This is a genomic window from Mycobacterium sp. GA-0227b (genome assembly GCF_001499855.1).
Taxonomy (GTDB): Bacteria; Actinomycetota; Actinomycetes; order Mycobacteriales; family Mycobacteriaceae; genus Mycobacterium.
Window position 1 is genome coordinate 121,245 of the sequence record NZ_LQIK01000007.1, and the last position, 15,855, is coordinate 137,099.

The following is a 15,855-nucleotide window of genomic DNA, read 5'->3' on the forward strand; positions in this document are numbered from 1 at the left end:
TCGTCAATAATCGCGTGGTGGCTTTCCCCGAAAACCCTGATTCGTTCACCTGGCCCCGGATTCTGGGCCGTCTCACCACCGGTCAGTCGCTGGCGACCGGCCAGGCGGCGTGGGCGATGGACCAGATCATGACAGGCGCGGCGACCCCCGCGCAGATCGCCGGCTTCGGGGTGTCGATGAAGATGAAGTGCCCCACGTCGGCCGAGGTGACCGAGTTGGCCGACGTCATGCTCAAGCATGCGCGGCGGGTGCCGACCGATGTCATCGGCAACGAAACCGTCGACGTGGTGGGCACCGGCGGCGACGGGTCCAACACGGTGAACCTGTCCACGATGGCGGCGATCGTCGTCGCCGCCGCGGGCGTTCCGGTGATCAAGCACGGCAACCGCGCCGCCTCCTCGCTGTCCGGCGGGGCGGACACGCTCGAGGCGCTCGGCGTGCGCATCGACTTGGCTCCCGACGACGTCGCGCGCAGTGTCGCCGAAGTCGGCATCGGCTTCGCGTTCGCTCCGCAATTCCATCCGTCGTACCGGCACGCCGGGGTGGTGCGCCGCGAGATCGGCGTGCCGACGGTCTTCAACCTGCTGGGCCCGCTGACCAATCCGGCTTCGCCGCGGGCCGGGCTGATCGGCTGCGCGTGGGGCGACCTGGCCGAGGTGATGGCCGGCGTGTTCGCGACCCGCGGGTCCAGCGTGCTGGTGGTGCACGGCGACGACGGCCTCGACGAGCTGACCACGACCACGACAAGCACGATCTGGCGAGTGCAGGCGGGCACGGTCGAGCGGTTGACGTTCGACCCAGCCGCGTTCGGCTTCAAGCGCGCGGAGTTGTCGGAATTGGTCGGCGGCGATGCGGAATCGAACGCCGCGTCGGTGCGCGCGGTGCTGGGCGGTGCGCCCGGTGCGGTGCGCGACGCGGTGATCCTCAACGCGGCCGGGGCACTGGTGGCGCATGCCGGACTAGCCAGCGACGCCAAATGGGTGCCGGCCTGGGAGACGGGGCTGGCCAAGGCGGCCGAGGCCATCGACTCCGGGGCGGCCGAACAGCTCCTCGCGCGTTGGGTGCGGTTCACCCAAAAGGCTTGAGAGGTCCGTCCTTTCGTACTGCTCGGCGGCCAGCCGCGCCGAGCGCGCCGACGCGGCCCAGGACGCCCACCGGCCGGCTGCGTGCACCGGCGAGCAGTACCCGCTCGTGGCGCGCACGATGCGCACCCCCGGTTGCTGCAGCCACCGTGCAATCAGCGCCGTCTCCTCGACCAGCGCGCCGCCCAGCGGCGCGCTCGTCGGCAGAACAGCTTGTGCGCCAACACAAATCGCGTCGATGACAGGCATCGGTGGCACGCCGCGCGCCGCGTTGCCCGCCGCGGCCAGCTGGCCGTTGCGGATCACCGCGAGCTGCCATCCACCCGCACCGTCGGGCCGTGCGGCGACCAACTCCGGAACGGCCGCCAGCGCGCGCAGCCGCTGACCGCGCCACAGCACGTCGATCGCGGTGGCCGTGTGATCTCGAAGGCGCGCGGCCGTTTCGTATCGGCCGCGGTCGGCGAGATCGGTGATGTGGGCTAGCACCGCGGCCACCGCACGGTCGTCGCGACCCTCGATCAGGTCGGTCGCGCACACGACCGCCTCGGCGTAGTCGGCGGCGCCGATGTCGCGCGGCGCGGGGCACGGAGACACTTCACGTTCCGGGCAGGCCGGGCCGTGCATCGCGGTTCGGGCGAGCTTTCTGGTGCACGTTCGCACGCCGGTGAAGCGCGCCAGCAGCGCCGCGGTGTCGACGGCGTCGGAGCGCGCCCGGAACGGCCCGATGGCCATGTCGTGCTTCGGTGCTCGCACCGCTGAAAAGCGGGGGAACGCTTCGTCGGTCAGCACCAACCACCACCACCGGTGTGGGAACTTCGACCGGCGGTTGTAGGGCGGCGCATGGGCGGCCAGCAGCCGTAGTTCGCGCACGCCGGCCTCGAGGTCGTGCGCGCACTCGACATGGTCGACCGCGGTGGCCAGGGAGGCCATCTCCTTGATGCGGGTGCGCGAATCGGAGCCGTTGAAGTACTGCCCGACGCGCCGGCGGAGGTTCACGGCGGTGCCGACGTAGAGCACTGCGCTGCTACGCGGGGCCGCCCCGGAGGCCGGGCCGCGAAACAGGTAGACACCCGGCCGGTTCGGCAGCGCTGCGGCGAGGTGACGGTTGCGCCGCTGCGCCGGGGTGACGTCGGGCAGGTACGACCGCAACTCGGTGTAGGTGTGCACACCCTGATTGCCCACCCGCTCGATGAGGCCGTGCAGGACGTCGACGGTGGCGCGGGCGTCGTCGAGGGCGCGGTGCGTCGGGGTGGTGGTGGCGGCGAACAGCCGGGCCAGCGCGGAGAGCCGCACGCTGGGCGCCTCGTCGCGGGTGAGCACCCGGCGGGCCAGTTTCACCGTGCACAGCACCGGCGGTCGAGGCCAGGTGATCTGGCAGCGTTCCGCGGCCGCGCGCAGGAACCCGATGTCGAAGCCGGCGTTGTGTGCGACCAGCACCGCGCCGCGGGAGAACTCCAGGAACGCCGGGAGCACCGACTCGATCCTCGGCGCGTCGCACACCATCGCCGTGGTGATCCCCGTCAGGGCAACAATTTGGGGTGGGATGCTGCGGGCCGGATCCACCAGCGTGGCCAGCTCGCCGAGCACCGTGCCGCCGCGCACCTTGACCGCGCCGATCTCGGTGATCGCGTCGTGGTTGTCGCCGGTGGCCCGCCCTCCGGTGGTCTCCAGGTCGACGACGACGAACGTGGTGTCGCGCAGTGAGACATCAGCCTGCCCGTCAACGTCGGCGAAGCTGAGCTGGCTCATGCGCTGACGGTAGGAAACGACACCGACAGGACCGGGTTGCCACGCTTGACCGCGATGAGATGTCGGTGCCCGCCGATAGCGTGCGGGCAGCACCGACCGAGAGGAGCCATTCGTGGGCACGGTGAAAATCGACTGCGACGACTGTGCGGTCCGCGGACCAGGCTGTCAGGACTGCGTCGTGAGTGTCTTGCTGGGCGTACCCGACACCTTGTTCGACGACGAGCGCCGAGCGCTGGAGGTGCTTGCCGACGTGGGTTTGGCGCCGCGGCTGCGGCTGGTCCCGATTCACCGGGACGGAAGTTCCGGTGTCGCCTGACGACACGCGGTGGGACCGGCGCGGAATCGAAATGCAGGGCGACTGTTAAATTTGCGTCTTCTGTTGGACAACCCCGATGCCGTTTCGTAACCTGTCTGAGACCTAATAGCGTTTTCGACGCGGCTTCGTCACGGAAGTTGAAGGGCGCAAATCTTGAGGCTCGACCGTACGCGCTTGACCACACGCGGGTTTCGACGTCCCTTCGTCAGCGCGATAGTCGGTATCACCGTCCTCGCAGGCATCTTCACCGGCAGTGTGCAGGCTGATCCCGCCGACGATGCGCTGGCGAAGCTCAACGAGCTCTCGCGGCAGGCCGAGCAGACCACCGAGGCGATGCATTCGGCGCAGCTCGATCTCAACAACAAGCTGGCCATCCAGCAGAGCGCGGAGGCCAAGCATGCCGCCGACGTCGCGGCCGCAAACAAGGCGAGAGACCAGCTGGCAACCTTCCAGGCGGCCGTCGACAAAGTTGCTGCGGCGCAGTACATGGGGGGTAGGACCGACGGACTGGACGCGATACTGACCGCCGGCTCGCCGCAGGGTCTCATCGACCAGTTGTCGGTGCAACGCGTGATGGCCGCCGAGATGTCGGCACAGATGAAGAGCTACCGCGACATCGGCAGAAAGGCGGCCCTGGCCGAGGAGGCGTCCGCGAAATCGGCCGCCGAGGCGAAGACGGCAGCCGAACAGGCCGCGGCCGTGCGTGCGGAGCTGCAATCGAAGCAGAGCCGCCTGCAGGTCCAGATCGCCGTGGTCAAGTCGCAGTACGAGGCCCTGACGCCGCGTCAGCGCGAGGCGCTGGCCGCAATGCCGCCCGCGCCTCCGGTGCCCCCGCCCGGACCCCCGCCGCCGGGTTCCGATCCCGCGGTCATCGCCGCGGCGCCGGCTCCCGGGGCCATCCCGCCTGGCGACATGGCCCCGCCGGTGGGCGGGCACTCCGCGACCGTGATCCAGGCCGCGCTGAGCCGCATCGGCTCGCCGTACTCGTGGGGTGGGTCCGGTCCGAACGCATTCGACTGCTCCGGGCTCGTGATGTGGTCGTTCCAGCAGGCCGGCATCTCGCTGCCGCACTCCAGCCAGGCGCTGGCCAGCGGCGGGCAGGCGGTGTCGAGGGACCAGATGCAGCCCGGTGACCTGGTGACCTACTACTCCGATGCGTCGCATGTCGGCATCTACATTGGTGACGGAATGATGGTGCACGCCTCGACCTACGGCACGCCGGTGCGAGTCGCTCCGGTGGACAATGCGCCGATCTACAACGTCCGCCGCTACTGACCGCCGGAGGGCCGCGCATCCCAGGAGCAGGTCCAGACTCGCCGCGCTCCTCGTCGCCGAGCTCATCTGTGCGCTGCTCCTGATCGGCCGCGCCGATGTCGCACCCACGCCGACAGTGGCCACCCCGGCTGCCTCCGCCGCCCCGGTTGCGTCCGCTTCGGGGACCACGCCGACCGCCGTATCGCGTGTCCAGACGCTCAGCGACGGCCGTACGGTCCGGTTGATCGGCCTCGGCGGGGCGCGCGCTGAGAAGCTGCTGACGCGCATCGCCGCCGAGATGCGCGGCGCGGCGGATGCGGTCACCGCGTTCTGGGGCCCGGAGTGGCCACACGAGGTGGTGATCGTCGCCGCGGGCACCGATGCTCAGTTCGCGGCGGTCGGCGGCGGTGATGTACACACCGCGGCGACCGCGACGGCCGAGCGGATCATGTTCGCCCCCGGCGCCGCCGACATGAGCGACGCCGCGCTGCGAATCGTGCTGCGCCACGAACTGTTTCACTACGCGGCCCGCGCCAGGACCGCGTCCGACGCGCCGCGCTGGCTCACCGAAGGGGTGGCCGACTACGTCGCCCGGCCGGCGGCGCCGCGGCCCGACGCGTCGGCGGTGAGGCTGCCCACTGACGCCGAGCTGGCCGGGCCCGACCGCTCGCTGGCCTACGACCGGGCCTGGTGGTTCACCCGGTTCGTCGCCGATCGGTACGGTCCGGGTCCGTTGCGCGAGCTGTATGAGCAGGCGTGCGGGCCTGCCCACCCCGATGTCGCGACGGCGGTGCGGGACACCCTCGGCGTCGACCAGTCATCGCTGCTGGCGCAGTGGCGGCAGTGGGCGAGCTGACGTGAGCCGGATCCTCTTGGTCACCAACGACTTTCCGCCGCGCCGCGGCGGCATCCAGTCCTATCTGCAGGAGCTGGTCGACCACCTGGTCGCGGCGGGTCAGCACAAGCTGACGGTGTACGCGCCGAAGTGGAAGGACTCCGACGCGTTCGATGCCGAGGCCGCGGCCGCCGGCTACGACGTGGTGCGCCATCCGGGCACCCTGATGCTTCCCGAGCCGGGGGTGATCAGCCGCATGCGGCGGCTGGTCGAGGAGCACGCCGCCGAGACGGTGTGGTTCGGTGCGGCGGCTCCGCTGGCGCTGATGGCGCCGCTGGCCCGCGACGCAGGCGCGCGTCGGGTGATCGCGAGCACCCACGGCCACGAGGTCGGCTGGTCGATGCTTCCGCTCGCCCGAACGGCATTGCGCCGCATCGGATCCGGCACCTATGCGATCACCTACGTCAGCCAGTACACCCGGCGCCGATTCGCGTCGGCGTTCGGGCCGCGGGCCGCGCTCGAGCACCTGCCGCCCGGAGTCGACACCGACCGGTTCGCCCCCGACGAGGTGGCGCGCGCCGAACTGCGCGCCCGCTACCGGCTCGGAAACCGGCCGGTCGTCGTCTGCCTGTCGCGGTTGGTGCCCCGCAAGGGCCAGGACATGTTGATCCGGGCGATGCCCGCGATCCGGCAACGCGTGCACGGCGCTGCGTTGGTGATCGTCGGCGGTGGGCCGTACCGCTCGTCCCTGCACAGGCTGGCGCACAGTTTCGGGGTCGCCGAACACGTGGTCTTCACCGACGCCGTCCCCGGCGAAGAGTTGCCCGCCCACCACGCAATGGCCGACGTGTTCGCAATGCCGTGCCGCACCCGCGGCGCCGGACTGGACGTCGAGGGGCTCGGCATCGTCTATCTCGAGGCGTCCGCCTCGGGCGTGCCGGTCGTGGCGGGCCGCTCGGGGGGCGCGCCGGAGACGGTGCTCGACGGGGAAACGGGCGTGGTGGTCGACGGCTGGGACGTGGGGGCGATCGCGGCGGCGGTCAGCGATCTGCTGGCCGATCCCCAGCGGGCAGCGCAAATGGGAGCGGCGGGCAGGCGCTGGGTGGTCGACAACTGGCAGTGGCACACCCAGGCGCAGCGGTTGTCGAGCCTGCTCTACCCCTCGTAGAGCGCCTCGATGTCGGTGGCGAACTTCTGCGCCACCACTTTGCGCTTGACCTTCATCGTCGGGGTCAACTCACCGGTGTCCTCGGTGAAGTCCACGGGCAGGATGCGGAACTTGCGGATCGCCTCGGCTTTCGACACCGCCTGGTTTGCCTCCTTGACCGCCAGGTCGATCTCGGCGAGCAGGTCGGGGTCGGTCGCCAGGTCGCCGACCGATGCGTCCGCGCTCTTGCTGTTGCGTTCCTTCCATCCCTCGATCGCCTCGGGGTCGATCGTGATCAACGCGCCGATGAACGGCTTCGCGTCGCCGACCGCCATCGCCTGGCTGATCAGCGGGTGCGCGCGCAACCGGTCCTCCAGGATCGCCGGTGCGACGTTCTTACCGCCCGCGGTGACGATGATCTCCTTCTTGCGGCCAATGATGGTCAAGAAGCCGTCGTCGTCGATCGCGCCGAGGTCGCCGGTGTGGAACCAGCCGTCGGAGAATACGGCCTCGGTCTCTTCGTCGTTGTGCCAGTACCCGGTGAACACCACGCCGCCCTTGACCAACAGCTCGTCGTCGTCGTTGATGCGCATACTGTTGCCGGGCAACAGCTTTCCGACCGATCCGACCTTGACGTCGTCGATCCGGTTCACCGTGATCGCCGCGCTGGTCTCGGTGAGGCCGTAGCCCTCGTAGATGGCCAGCCCGACACCGCGGTAGAAGTGGCCCAGCCGGGCGCCCAGCGGAGCGCCACCGGAGATAGCGCCGCGGCAGTCTCCGCCGAGCGCGGCGCGCAGCTTGCCGTAGACGAGGCGGTCGAACAGCGCGTGCTTGGCCCGCAGCAGCAGCCCGGGTCCCTTGCCTTTCCGCTCCTCGCGTCCGCGAGCCCTGTCCTGCGCCTTGCTGTATTCGATCGCGGTGTTGGCGGCGATCTCGAAGATTCGGCCCTTGCCGTCGTTGCGGGCGTTCTGCTCGGCGGTGTTGTACACCTTCTCGAACACCCGGGGCACCGAGACCACCAGTGTCGGCTTGAATACCGCGAACGTGGGCACGAGGTTCTTGATGTCGCTGGTGAAGCCGAGCGTGACCTTGTACGTGAACGCCGCGAGCGTGATCGCCCGGGCCAATACGTGCGCGAGCGGCAGGAAGACCAGCATCTTCTCGCCCTTGTCCAGCAGCGTCGGGAAGCAGTCCTTGGCGCCACGGATCTCGTAGACGAGGTTGGAATGGGTCAGCTGACAGCCCTTGGGCTGGCCGGTGGTGCCGGAGGTGTAGATCAGCGTCGCGGGATCGGCGGCCTTCAGCGCGGCCAGCCGTTCGTCGAGTGCCTTGGCGTCGACCGACTTTCCCGCCTCGGCGAGCTCGTCGAGCGCCGGCGTGCCCGAGCCCTCGATGCGCAGTACCTCCCGCAGCGCAGGCAGTTCCTTCTCGAGGTGCTCGATCCTGTCGGCGTGCGCGTCGGTCTCGGCGATGATCAACACCGCTTCGGAGTCCGAGAGCACGAACTTCACCTGTTCGGGCGAATTGGTCTCGTAGATCGGCACGGTGAGCGCACCCGCGGCCAGGATCGCAAGGTCCAGGATGGGCCACTCGTAGCGGGTCGCGGACAGTAGCGCGACGCGGTCGCCCGGGGCCACGCCCTTGGCGATCAAACCGAGTGCGGTGGCCCGGATCTGATCGGCGGCCTGCTTGCAGGTGATGTCGATCCATGTGCCGTCGACGAGACGCTGGAAGATGACATGGTCGGGATCGTCGCGCTCGTGGTCGAACACGGAGCTGACGACGTTGTCGTGCTCGCCCACCGTGAAGGTCGCGGGCACACTGAACTCACGCACTGTCTTGGCCTCCCGATCCGGCTGGTCTGCTGGACTCAGCCTAGTCGGCCGCGATCGGCCGGGTCAGGGCCATATGTGAAGCTGGTAGGCCATGTACAGCATCCAGATCGCGGACGACACCTTCGTCGCGGCCGACCCCGTCGAGGTCGGCCGGTACGTCGCGGATCCCGCGAGCTGGCGTCGCTGGTGGCCCGACCTGCGGTTGACAGTGGTGGAGGACCGCGGCGAGAAGGGCCACCGCTGGACCGTCACCGGCGCGTTGACCGGGACGATGGAGATCTGGCTGGAACCGGTGCTCGACGGCGTCGTCCTGCACTACTTCCTGCACGCCGAGCCGTCTGGGGTGGCGGCGTGGCAGTTGGCCAAGATGAATCTGGCCAAGATGAACCACCGGCGGCGGGTCGCGGGTAAGAACATGGCGTTCGAGGTCAAGCAACGGCTGGAGGCCACACGCCCGGTGGGTGTCTCGCCGTTGGCGTGATGCAGCGTGGCACCGTCGCCGGCAGGGGAGGGTAGATTTTCACCGTGGCGGACAAGACGGCGCAGACCATTCACATCGATGCCGACCCTTCGACGGTCATGGACGTCATCGCAGACATCGGGTCTTATCCGGACTGGGTGGCCGAGTACAAGGAGACAGAGGTCCTCGAGGCCGACGCCGAGGGTTACCCGAAGACCGCCCGGTTGGTGCTGGACGCCGCGGTACTCAAGGACACGATGGTGCTGGCGTACGACTGGCCAGCGGACCGCAAGTCCGTGAAGTGGAGCCTGGTGTCCAGCTCACTGCTGAGGTCCCTGGAAGGAACATACCGACTGTCTCCCAAGGGATCTGGAACCGACGTCACCTATGAACTGTCGGTGGATCTGGTCATTCCGATGATCGGGCTGTTGAAGCGTAAAGCCGAACGGCGCCTCACCGACACCGCGCTCAAGGACCTCAAGAAACGAGTCGAGGCTGAGTGAGCGCCAATGCCGCCGACATGCCTGCCGCCAGAATCAGCCTGTTCGTCGGTAAGGGCGGAGTAGGCAAGTCGACGTTGGCGACCGCCACCGCCGTGCGCGACGCACGGGCGGGCCTGCGGGTACTGATCGTCTCGACCGACCAGGCGCATTCCATCGGCGACGTGCTCGGCACGACGGTGACGCCGACCGGATCGGGCGAGCCGACCCGGGTGTTCGCCGACCTGGAAACCGGGGGAGCCGTCCCCGGTGGCGGATTCCTCGACGCGCTCGCGCTGGACACGCTGGCGCTGCTCGAGTCGCGGTGGCGCGAGATCGCCGGTTTACTGTCCGGCAGATTCTCCGAGTCGGAGTTGGGAAACGTTGCCCCGGAAGAGCTTTCGGCACTGCCGGGGGTGCAGGAGGTGCTCGGGCTACACGAGGTCGGTGAGCTGGCGGACTCGGGACGGTGGGACCGCGTCGTGGTGGACTGTGCATCGACCGCCGACGCGCTGCGCATGCTCACCCTGCCCGCGACGTTCGGCATGTATCTGGAGCGGGCGTGGCCGCGGCACCGGCGGCTGTCCACCGGAGCCGACGACCCGCACACCGCTGCCGTCGTCGCCTTGTTCGAGCGGGTGGGCGCCGGCACCGAGCGGCTGAGCACGTTGCTGACCGACGAGTCCAAGGTCGGTGCGCATCTGGTGATGACGGCCGAGCGGGTGGTGGCGGCGGAGGCGGCGCGGACGCTGGGGTCGCTGTCGCTGATGGGTGTTCAGGTTGCGGAGTTGATCGTCAATCAGATCCTCGTGCAAGACGATTCGTATGAGTACCGCAACCTGCCCGACCACCCCGCGTTCGACTGGTACACCGAGCGGATCTCGGAGCAGCGGACCGTCCTCGAGGAGCTCGACGCCACGATCGGCGACGTTCGGCTGGTGCTGGTGCCCCATATGGCCGGCGAACCCATCGGCGCCAAGGCGCTCGGCGAGCTGCTGGACAGCGCGCGTCGTCGCGACGGGTCGGCGCCGCCGGGGCCGCTGCGTCCGATCGTCGACCGCGAGTCCGGCTCTGGCCTCGAAGCGGTGTACCGATTGCGGCTAGAGTTACCGCAGGTCGACTCTTCGGCGCTTTCGCTTGGCAGGGTCGACGACGACTTGATCATCGGCGCCGGCGGCTTGCGGCGCCGGGTCCGTCTAGCGTCCGTTCTGCGTAGGTGCATCGTGGTGGACGCGCAATTGCGAGGGTGTGAGTTGACCGTGCGGTTCCGTCCGAATCCGGAGGTGTGGCCGAAGTGACTGGCCCACACGCCGATCTCGGGCCGGAGCTGCGCCAGCTCGCGCAGACGATCCTGGACAAGCTCGACCCTGCGGTGCGGCTCGCCGCCGCGCGGGCGATGGGCAGCGGCGCGGGCAAGTGCCAGCAGGTGTGGTGCCCCGTCTGTGCGCTTGCGGCCCTGGTGGCGGGCGAACAGCATCCGCTGCTCACGGTCATCGCGGAGCACAGCGTCGCGTTGCTGGCCGTGGTCCGGGCGGTTCTCGATCAGGCCGAGCGGCAGACGGGGTCGGGCGAACCGCCGGACGGCCCGCCGGCACCACCGACCGACCCCGGCCCGGACGGGCCCGAGCCGCCGCCCGCACCGGGCCGCTATCAACACATCCCCGTCACAGTCGAGGAGTAAGTGTTGCTCCTGTGGTCGCATCCACAGTGCGTGGGTAAAGTTGTCGCAGAACACCGGCCGGTGTTCGCTCACCGGGAGGGCCCATGTGGTATTGGCTGTTCAAGTACATCTTCATGGGTCCACTGCTGTCATTGCTGGGTAGGCCCAAAGTCGAAGGGCTCGAACACCTTCCGCACTCCGGTGCGGCGATCCTGGCCAGTAACCACCTCGCGGTCGCCGACAGCTTCTATCTGCCGTTGGTGGTCAGCCGCAGGATCACGTTCCTGGCCAAGGCCGAGTACTTCACCGGCACCGGCATCAAGGGCTGGTTCACCCGCTGGTTCTACACCGTCGCCGGTCAGGTGCCGATCGACCGCGCCGACGCCGACAGCGCGCAGAGCGCCTTGAACACGGCCGAGCGCATCCTCGACGAGGGCAAGCTGCTCGGGATGTATCCCGAAGGCACCCGGTCGCCCGACGGACGGCTCTACAAGGGCAAGACCGGCCTGGCCAGGCTGGCGCTGCAGACCGGCGTGCCGGTGATTCCGGTCGCGATGATCGGAACCGACGTCGTCAACCCGCCGGGCAGCAAGATGTGGCGCTTCGGTCGGGTACAGGTCAAGTTCGGCAAGCCGATGGACTTCAGCCGCTTCGAAGGGCTGGCGGGCAACCGCTTCATCGAGCGCGCGGTCATCGACGAGGTGATGTACGAGTTGATGCGGTTGTCCGGTCAGGAGTACGTCGACCTCTACGCCGCCGACATCAAGGAGGGCAGGGCCGACGACGCGATGAAGCCGTCGGCCCGCATGCCGGAAGTAGCCGCCGGTTAGTTGACCGCGGGCACCGGCGCGGCGTCGACGACCGGCCTGCTGCGCTGCGCCGGCTTGATCGCGCCCGCCACCGTGCCGGCCACCAGGATCACCGCGATCGCCCACCACACGTACGAGCCGCCGGCCAATTGCCGCCACAGCGACGCCGCGGTCTCCTTGTGTTCGGGCATCAGCGTGATCGGCGTCCACACCATCAACGCCAAACCGGCGACCGCGACCACGGCCAGCGCCGCGTGCCGTCTTCGGTACGCCACCAATGCCGTGACCACCAGCGCGGGCAGCGCCCACACCCAGTGATGAGACCACGACACCGGTGACACCACGAGCCCGAACATGGCCACGCAGATCAGGGCGAGGACGGGCTGATCGGCCTTGAGCACACGTCGCACCGCCCACACGGTCAGCCCCAGCACGGCGAAACAGGCTATTACCCACAGCACGAACCGTGGTCCTTCGCCCAGCCCGAGCCGGGCCAGCGCGCCCGCGATGTTCTGGTTGGTGTTCAGCGTCGCGGTGCCGATGCGATCGGTGTTGCGCACCGTCTCGGTCCAGTACTCGAGCGAGTCGCGCCAGGCGAACGCGACCCCGACCAGTGTGGCGACGACGGCGGACGCCGCGGTGACGAGCAATGCGCGGGTGTCGCGGCGCAGCAGGAAGTAGAGCAGGAAGACCGCCGGGGTGAGTTTCAGCGCGATCGCCAGCCCGAGCAGCATGCCCCGCGGCCACGGTGTCCGGCGCGGCACGCAATCGGCGATCACCAGCGTCATCAACACCACGTTGATCTGCCCGAAGTCGAAGTTCGACCGGATGGGCTCCAAGTAGACGACCGCCGGTGCGACGACGGCCGCGGCCAGCCACGCTTGCCGCAGCCACGCGGGTTCGCCGGTCACCGTGGTCTCGGGCCAGACGTCGCACCGGTGAAGCACGATCGTCACCGCGACGATCAGCAACACCAGCGTGGTCACGGTGATCGCGGCGCTGGCCGCCTCCAACGACAACAACGCGAACGGGGAGAAGGCCACGGCGGCCAGCGGCGGATAGGTGAACGGCAGGTCCAGCCCGCCTCGGGTGTGGAACATCGCACCGTCGGCGTAGAGCGGTCGACCGTCCAGCCAGGCTTGTCCGCCCATCCGGTAGACGTCGACGTCGATGCGGTAGGGGACCGCGCCGAGCAACCGCCAACCCGCCCAGGCCAACGCGGCCACGGTGAGCAACTGGAACAGCCGCCAGGCGAGCGTTGGCCCCCAACCAGCCCCGCCGGGCGACCGCCACATACTCATGTCATCGACCAGACTATCGGGGTGCACCGGCAGGTCGGCCGGTATCCCGGCCACGACACGCGCAGGTCATTGCGCTCCTCGCGTCCGCAGTGGGCGGCGTAGGTTTTCTGAGTGCTCGCGGACATCCACCTCGACTTCGCCGTCCCCCCGGCGCGGGTGCCGCTCGTGTTCTGCCTGGTCGCGTTCATCCTGACGTTCTTCGTGACCCGCACGATCGTGCGGTACATCCGCAGCCACCAGAACAGCACTGCGCCACGCAAGTGGTGGCAGCCGCGCAACATCTCTGTTTCGGCGGCACAGGGCAGTGGGCTGCATATCCACCACGTGGTGATCGGTGTGGTCCTGGTCATGGTCTCCGGTGTGACGATGGTGACGTTGGCGGTTGACGGGGGAGTACCCGAATTCACGGCGGCGGCAATCTTTTTCGGAATCGGTGCGGCGCTGGTCCTCGACGAGTTCGCGTTGATCCTGCATCTGGAGGACGTGTACTGGGCCGAGGACGGCCGGACCTCGGTCGATGCGGTGTTCGCCGCGGTCGCCGTCGCCGGCCTGCTGATCCTCGGTTTCAACCCGCTGTCGTTCTTCGACATCGACATCTGGCGCAACGACCACAATCTGCTCGCGCGGGCGGGCGTGATCGCGGCGGCGGTACTGACCCTGCTGCTTGCCGTCGTCGTGCTGCTCAAGGGCAAGGTGTGGACCGGGCTGATCGGGATGTTCCTCACACCGCTGCTCGTGGTCGGCGCGATCCGGTTGTCCCGCCCGCATGCGCCGTGGGCGCGCTGGCGCTATACCAACCGGCCCCGCAAGATGCACCGGGCGCTGGAACGGGAGCGGTGGCTGCGGCGGCCCGTCGTGCAGGCCAAGCTGTGGTTGCAGGACGCCGTCGCCGGCATGCCCAAGTTCCCGGACGACGCGGAGGTCGACGAGCAACTCGACCGCGAAATCCGCGCCGCTCCGGCGCCGAAGGACCGGTCGGTCGCGGCGGAAACCGAAAAGGAACCCGCTTAGTGCGCTACTTCTACGACACCGAGTTCATCGACAACGGTCGCACGATCGAATTGATATCGATCGGCGTGGCCGCAGAGGACGGCCGCGAATATTACGCAGTGTCAACCGAATTCAACCCCGAGCGGGCGGGCAGCTGGGTGCGCAAGCACGTGCTGCCCAAGCTTCCGCCGCCGGCCTCGCAGCTGTGGCGTTCGCGGCGCCAGATCCGCTCGGAGCTGGAGGACTTCTTCGGCGTCGACGGTGACGAGCCGATCGAGTTGTGGGCCTGGGTGGGCGCCTACGACCACGTCGTGCTGTGTCAGCTGTGGGGCCCGATGACCGACCTTCCGCCGGCGATCCCGCGTTTCACCCGGGAGTTGCGCCAGTACTGGGAAGAGCGCGGTTCGCCGCGGATGCCGCCGCGGCCGCGGGATTCCCACGATGCGCTGGTCGACGCTCGCCACAATCTGCGGCGGTTTCAGCTGATGACCACCGGCGAAGGGTCCGCCCAACGGTGAGAAAGCAGATGTCGCGGGCCGCTACCATGAACGGGTGAACTGGACCGTCGACGTACCCATCGACCAGTTGCCACCGTTGCCGCCACTGCCCGATGAACTGCGGCAACGGCTCGACGCCGCGCTCGCCAAGCCCGCGGTTCAGCAGCCGAGCTGGGACGCCGATGCGGCCAAGAACATGCGCACCGTGCTGGAGAGTGTCCCGCCGGTGACCGTGCCCGCCGAGGTCGAGCGGCTCAAGGGTCTGCTGGCCGACGTGGCGTGCGGCAAGGCGTTCCTGCTGCAGGGCGGCGACTGCGCCGAGACGTTCGTCAACAACACCGAACCCCACATCCGGGCCAACATCCGAGCGTTGCTGCAGATGGCGGTGGTGTTGACCTACGGCGCCAGCGTGCCGGTCGTCAAGGTTGCGCGTATCGCGGGCCAGTACGCCAAACCGCGCTCGGCCGACATCGACGCTCTCGGGCTGCGGTCCTTCCGCGGCGACATGGTCAACGGCTTCGCGCCCGAGGCCGCGGCTCGTGAGCACGACCCGTCGCGGCTGGTGCGGGCCTACGCCAACGCGAGCGCCGCGATGAACCTGGTCCGAGCGCTGACCGGGTCCGGTCTCGCGTCGCTGCATCAGGTGCACGACTGGAACCGCGAGTTCGTCCGCACCTCACCCGCGGGCGCCCGCTACGAGGCGCTGGCCGGTGAAATCGACCGCGCGCTGACGTTCATGAGCGCCTGCGGTGTCGACAACCGAAACCTGGAGACCGCCGAGATCTACGCCAGCCATGAGGCGCTGGTGCTCGACTACGAGCGCGCGATGCTGCGCCTGTCCGAGACGGAGCAGGGCTCGAAGCTCTACGACCTGTCCGCGCACTACGTGTGGATCGGCGAGCGCACCCGCCAACTCGACGGCGCCCACATCGCGTTCGCCGAGGTGATCGCGAACCCGATCGGCGTCAAGCTCGGCCCGACCATGACACCGGAACTCGCGGTCGAGTACGTCGAGCGGCTGGACCCGAACAACGTGCCGGGCCGGCTGACGCTGGTGACCCGCATGGGCAACAACAAGGTGCGCGATCTGCTGCCGCCGATCATCGAAAAGGTGCAGGTCACCGGCCATCAGGTGATCTGGCAGTGCGACCCGATGCACGGCAACACCCACGAGTCCTCCACCGGCTACAAGACCCGCCACTTCGATCGGATCGTCGACGAGGTGCAGGGCTACTTCGAGGTGCACCGGGCGTTGGGCACCCACCCCGGCGGCATCCACGTCGAGATCACCGGTGAGAACGTCACCGAATGTCTCGGCGGAGCGCAGGACATCTCGGATTCCGACCTCGCCGGGCGCTACGAAACCGCCTGTGACCCGCGGTTGAACACCCAGCAGAGCCTGGAACTCGCGTTCCTGGTTGCGGAGATGCTGCGCGACTAG

The 15,855-nt window shown here is 68.8% G+C and carries 15 protein-coding genes and 1 pseudogene; 13 read left to right on the forward strand and 3 right to left on the reverse strand.

Translation table 11 applies throughout. The features are described 5' to 3' along the window. The first annotated feature begins 17 nt into the window (after nt 1–17). On the forward strand, nt 18–1,085 hold the full coding sequence (gene trpD / locus AU185_RS24565; RefSeq protein ID WP_231740276.1) for an anthranilate phosphoribosyltransferase: 1,068 nt from the start codon (nt 18–20) through the stop codon (nt 1,083–1,085). On the opposite strand, the pseudogene AU185_RS08315 reads toward trpD, so the two are convergent. After that, a pseudogene (locus AU185_RS08315) lies at nt 1,023–2,831 on the reverse strand (DEDD exonuclease domain-containing protein); the annotation flags it as partial. The gene trpD and the pseudogene AU185_RS08315 overlap by 63 nt on opposite strands. Before the next feature lie 112 nt (nt 2,832–2,943). On the opposite strand from AU185_RS08315, the gene AU185_RS08320 reads away from it, so the two are divergent. The 4 genes from AU185_RS08320 to AU185_RS08335 all read left to right on the forward strand — a co-directional run bounded on the left by AU185_RS08320 (nt 2,944) and on the right by AU185_RS08335 (nt 6,404). Next, a complete protein-coding gene (locus tag AU185_RS08320; protein ID WP_059098908.1) occupies nt 2,944–3,147 on the forward strand; it encodes a hypothetical protein in 204 nt (67 codons plus the stop codon). A gap of 153 nt (nt 3,148–3,300) precedes the next feature. Further along, entirely contained in the window at nt 3,301–4,422 is a 1,122-nt protein-coding gene (gene ripC, locus AU185_RS08325; protein ID WP_059098909.1) for a peptidoglycan hydrolase RipC, read from the forward strand. After that, the gene (locus AU185_RS08330) at nt 4,391–5,257 is read left to right on the forward strand and encodes a peptidase (protein WP_059098910.1); all 867 of its coding nucleotides are present in this window, start codon (nt 4,391–4,393) and stop codon (nt 5,255–5,257) included. Before ripC ends, AU185_RS08330 begins: the two co-directional genes overlap by 32 nt. Before the next feature lies 1 nt (nt 5,258). Then, the gene (locus AU185_RS08335) at nt 5,259–6,404 is read left to right on the forward strand and encodes a glycosyltransferase family 4 protein (RefSeq protein WP_059098911.1); all 1,146 of its coding nucleotides are present in this window, start codon (nt 5,259–5,261) and stop codon (nt 6,402–6,404) included. On the opposite strand, the gene AU185_RS08340 is transcribed toward AU185_RS08335, so the two are convergent. Next, on the reverse strand, nt 6,392–8,218 hold the full coding sequence (locus AU185_RS08340) for an AMP-dependent synthetase/ligase (RefSeq protein WP_059098912.1): 1,827 nt from the start codon (nt 8,216–8,218) through the stop codon (nt 6,392–6,394). The two genes, AU185_RS08335 and AU185_RS08340, sit on opposite strands and share 13 nt — an antisense overlap. A gap of 91 nt (nt 8,219–8,309) precedes the next feature. On the opposite strand from AU185_RS08340, the gene AU185_RS08345 reads away from it, so the two are divergent. The 5 genes from AU185_RS08345 to AU185_RS08365 all read left to right on the forward strand — a co-directional run bounded on the left by AU185_RS08345 (nt 8,310) and on the right by AU185_RS08365 (nt 11,647). Continuing rightward, nucleotides 8,310–8,699 (forward strand): polyketide cyclase / dehydrase and lipid transport, encoded by a 390-nt coding sequence (locus AU185_RS08345; protein WP_059098913.1) that lies wholly within the window; start codon nt 8,310–8,312, stop codon nt 8,697–8,699. A 44-nt stretch (nt 8,700–8,743) separates the two neighbouring features. Then, nucleotides 8,744–9,181 (forward strand): SRPBCC family protein, encoded by a 438-nt coding sequence (locus tag AU185_RS08350; protein WP_059098914.1) that lies wholly within the window; start codon nt 8,744–8,746, stop codon nt 9,179–9,181. Nucleotides 9,182–9,198: 17 nt separating this feature from the next. Beyond that, nucleotides 9,199–10,455 carry an ArsA family ATPase gene (locus tag AU185_RS08355; RefSeq protein WP_059098952.1) on the forward strand — a complete coding sequence of 419 codons (1,257 nt, stop codon included), beginning with the start codon at nt 9,199–9,201 and terminating at the stop codon, nt 10,453–10,455. After that, nucleotides 10,452–10,838: a hypothetical protein gene (locus AU185_RS08360; RefSeq protein ID WP_059098953.1), complete on the forward strand. Its 387-nt coding sequence runs from the start codon at nt 10,452–10,454 to the stop codon at nt 10,836–10,838. Before AU185_RS08355 ends, AU185_RS08360 begins: the two co-directional genes overlap by 4 nt. Before the next feature lie 83 nt (nt 10,839–10,921). Then, nucleotides 10,922–11,647, forward strand: coding sequence for a lysophospholipid acyltransferase family protein (locus tag AU185_RS08365; protein WP_059098915.1), 726 nt, complete (start codon nt 10,922–10,924; stop codon nt 11,645–11,647). Here the strand turns inward: AU185_RS08365 and AU185_RS08370 are convergent. Continuing rightward, on the reverse strand, nt 11,644–12,927 hold the full coding sequence (locus tag AU185_RS08370) for a glycosyltransferase 87 family protein (RefSeq protein WP_059098954.1): 1,284 nt from the start codon (nt 12,925–12,927) through the stop codon (nt 11,644–11,646). The two genes, AU185_RS08365 and AU185_RS08370, sit on opposite strands and share 4 nt — an antisense overlap. Nucleotides 12,928–13,038: 111 nt before the next feature. Here AU185_RS08370 and AU185_RS08375 point away from each other — a divergent pair, with 111 nt between their 5' ends. The 3 genes from AU185_RS08375 to AU185_RS08385 are packed head-to-tail and all read left to right on the forward strand — an operon-like array spanning nt 13,039 to nt 15,855. Continuing rightward, a complete protein-coding gene (locus AU185_RS08375; RefSeq protein ID WP_059098916.1) occupies nt 13,039–13,938 on the forward strand; it encodes a hypothetical protein in 900 nt (299 codons plus the stop codon). Beyond that, complete coding sequence (locus AU185_RS08380; protein WP_059098917.1) at nt 13,938–14,435, forward strand: polyadenylate-specific 3'-exoribonuclease AS; 498 nt, start codon at nt 13,938–13,940, stop codon at nt 14,433–14,435. The genes AU185_RS08375 and AU185_RS08380 overlap by 1 nt, the downstream gene beginning before the upstream one ends. Before the next feature lie 34 nt (nt 14,436–14,469). Then, entirely contained in the window at nt 14,470–15,855 is a 1,386-nt protein-coding gene (locus tag AU185_RS08385) for a class II 3-deoxy-7-phosphoheptulonate synthase (RefSeq protein ID WP_059098918.1), read from the forward strand.

Bases quoted from the DNA above. Each gene is read 5' to 3' on its own strand.
- AU185_RS08330 (WP_059098910.1), top strand. From the start codon at position 4,391: ATGCGCCGATCTACAACGTCCGCCGCTACTGACCGCCGGAGGGCCGCG.
- AU185_RS08345 (WP_059098913.1), top strand. From the start codon at position 8,310: ATGTACAGCATCCAGATCGCGGACGACACCTTCGTCGCGGCCGACCCC.
- AU185_RS08355 (WP_059098952.1), top strand. From the start codon at position 9,199: ATGCCTGCCGCCAGAATCAGCCTGTTCGTCGGTAAGGGCGGAGTAGGC.
- AU185_RS08365 (WP_059098915.1), top strand. From the start codon at position 10,922: ATGTGGTATTGGCTGTTCAAGTACATCTTCATGGGTCCACTGCTGTCA.
- AU185_RS08370 (WP_059098954.1), bottom strand. From the start codon at position 12,927: ATGAGTATGTGGCGGTCGCCCGGCGGGGCTGGTTGGGGGCCAACGCTC.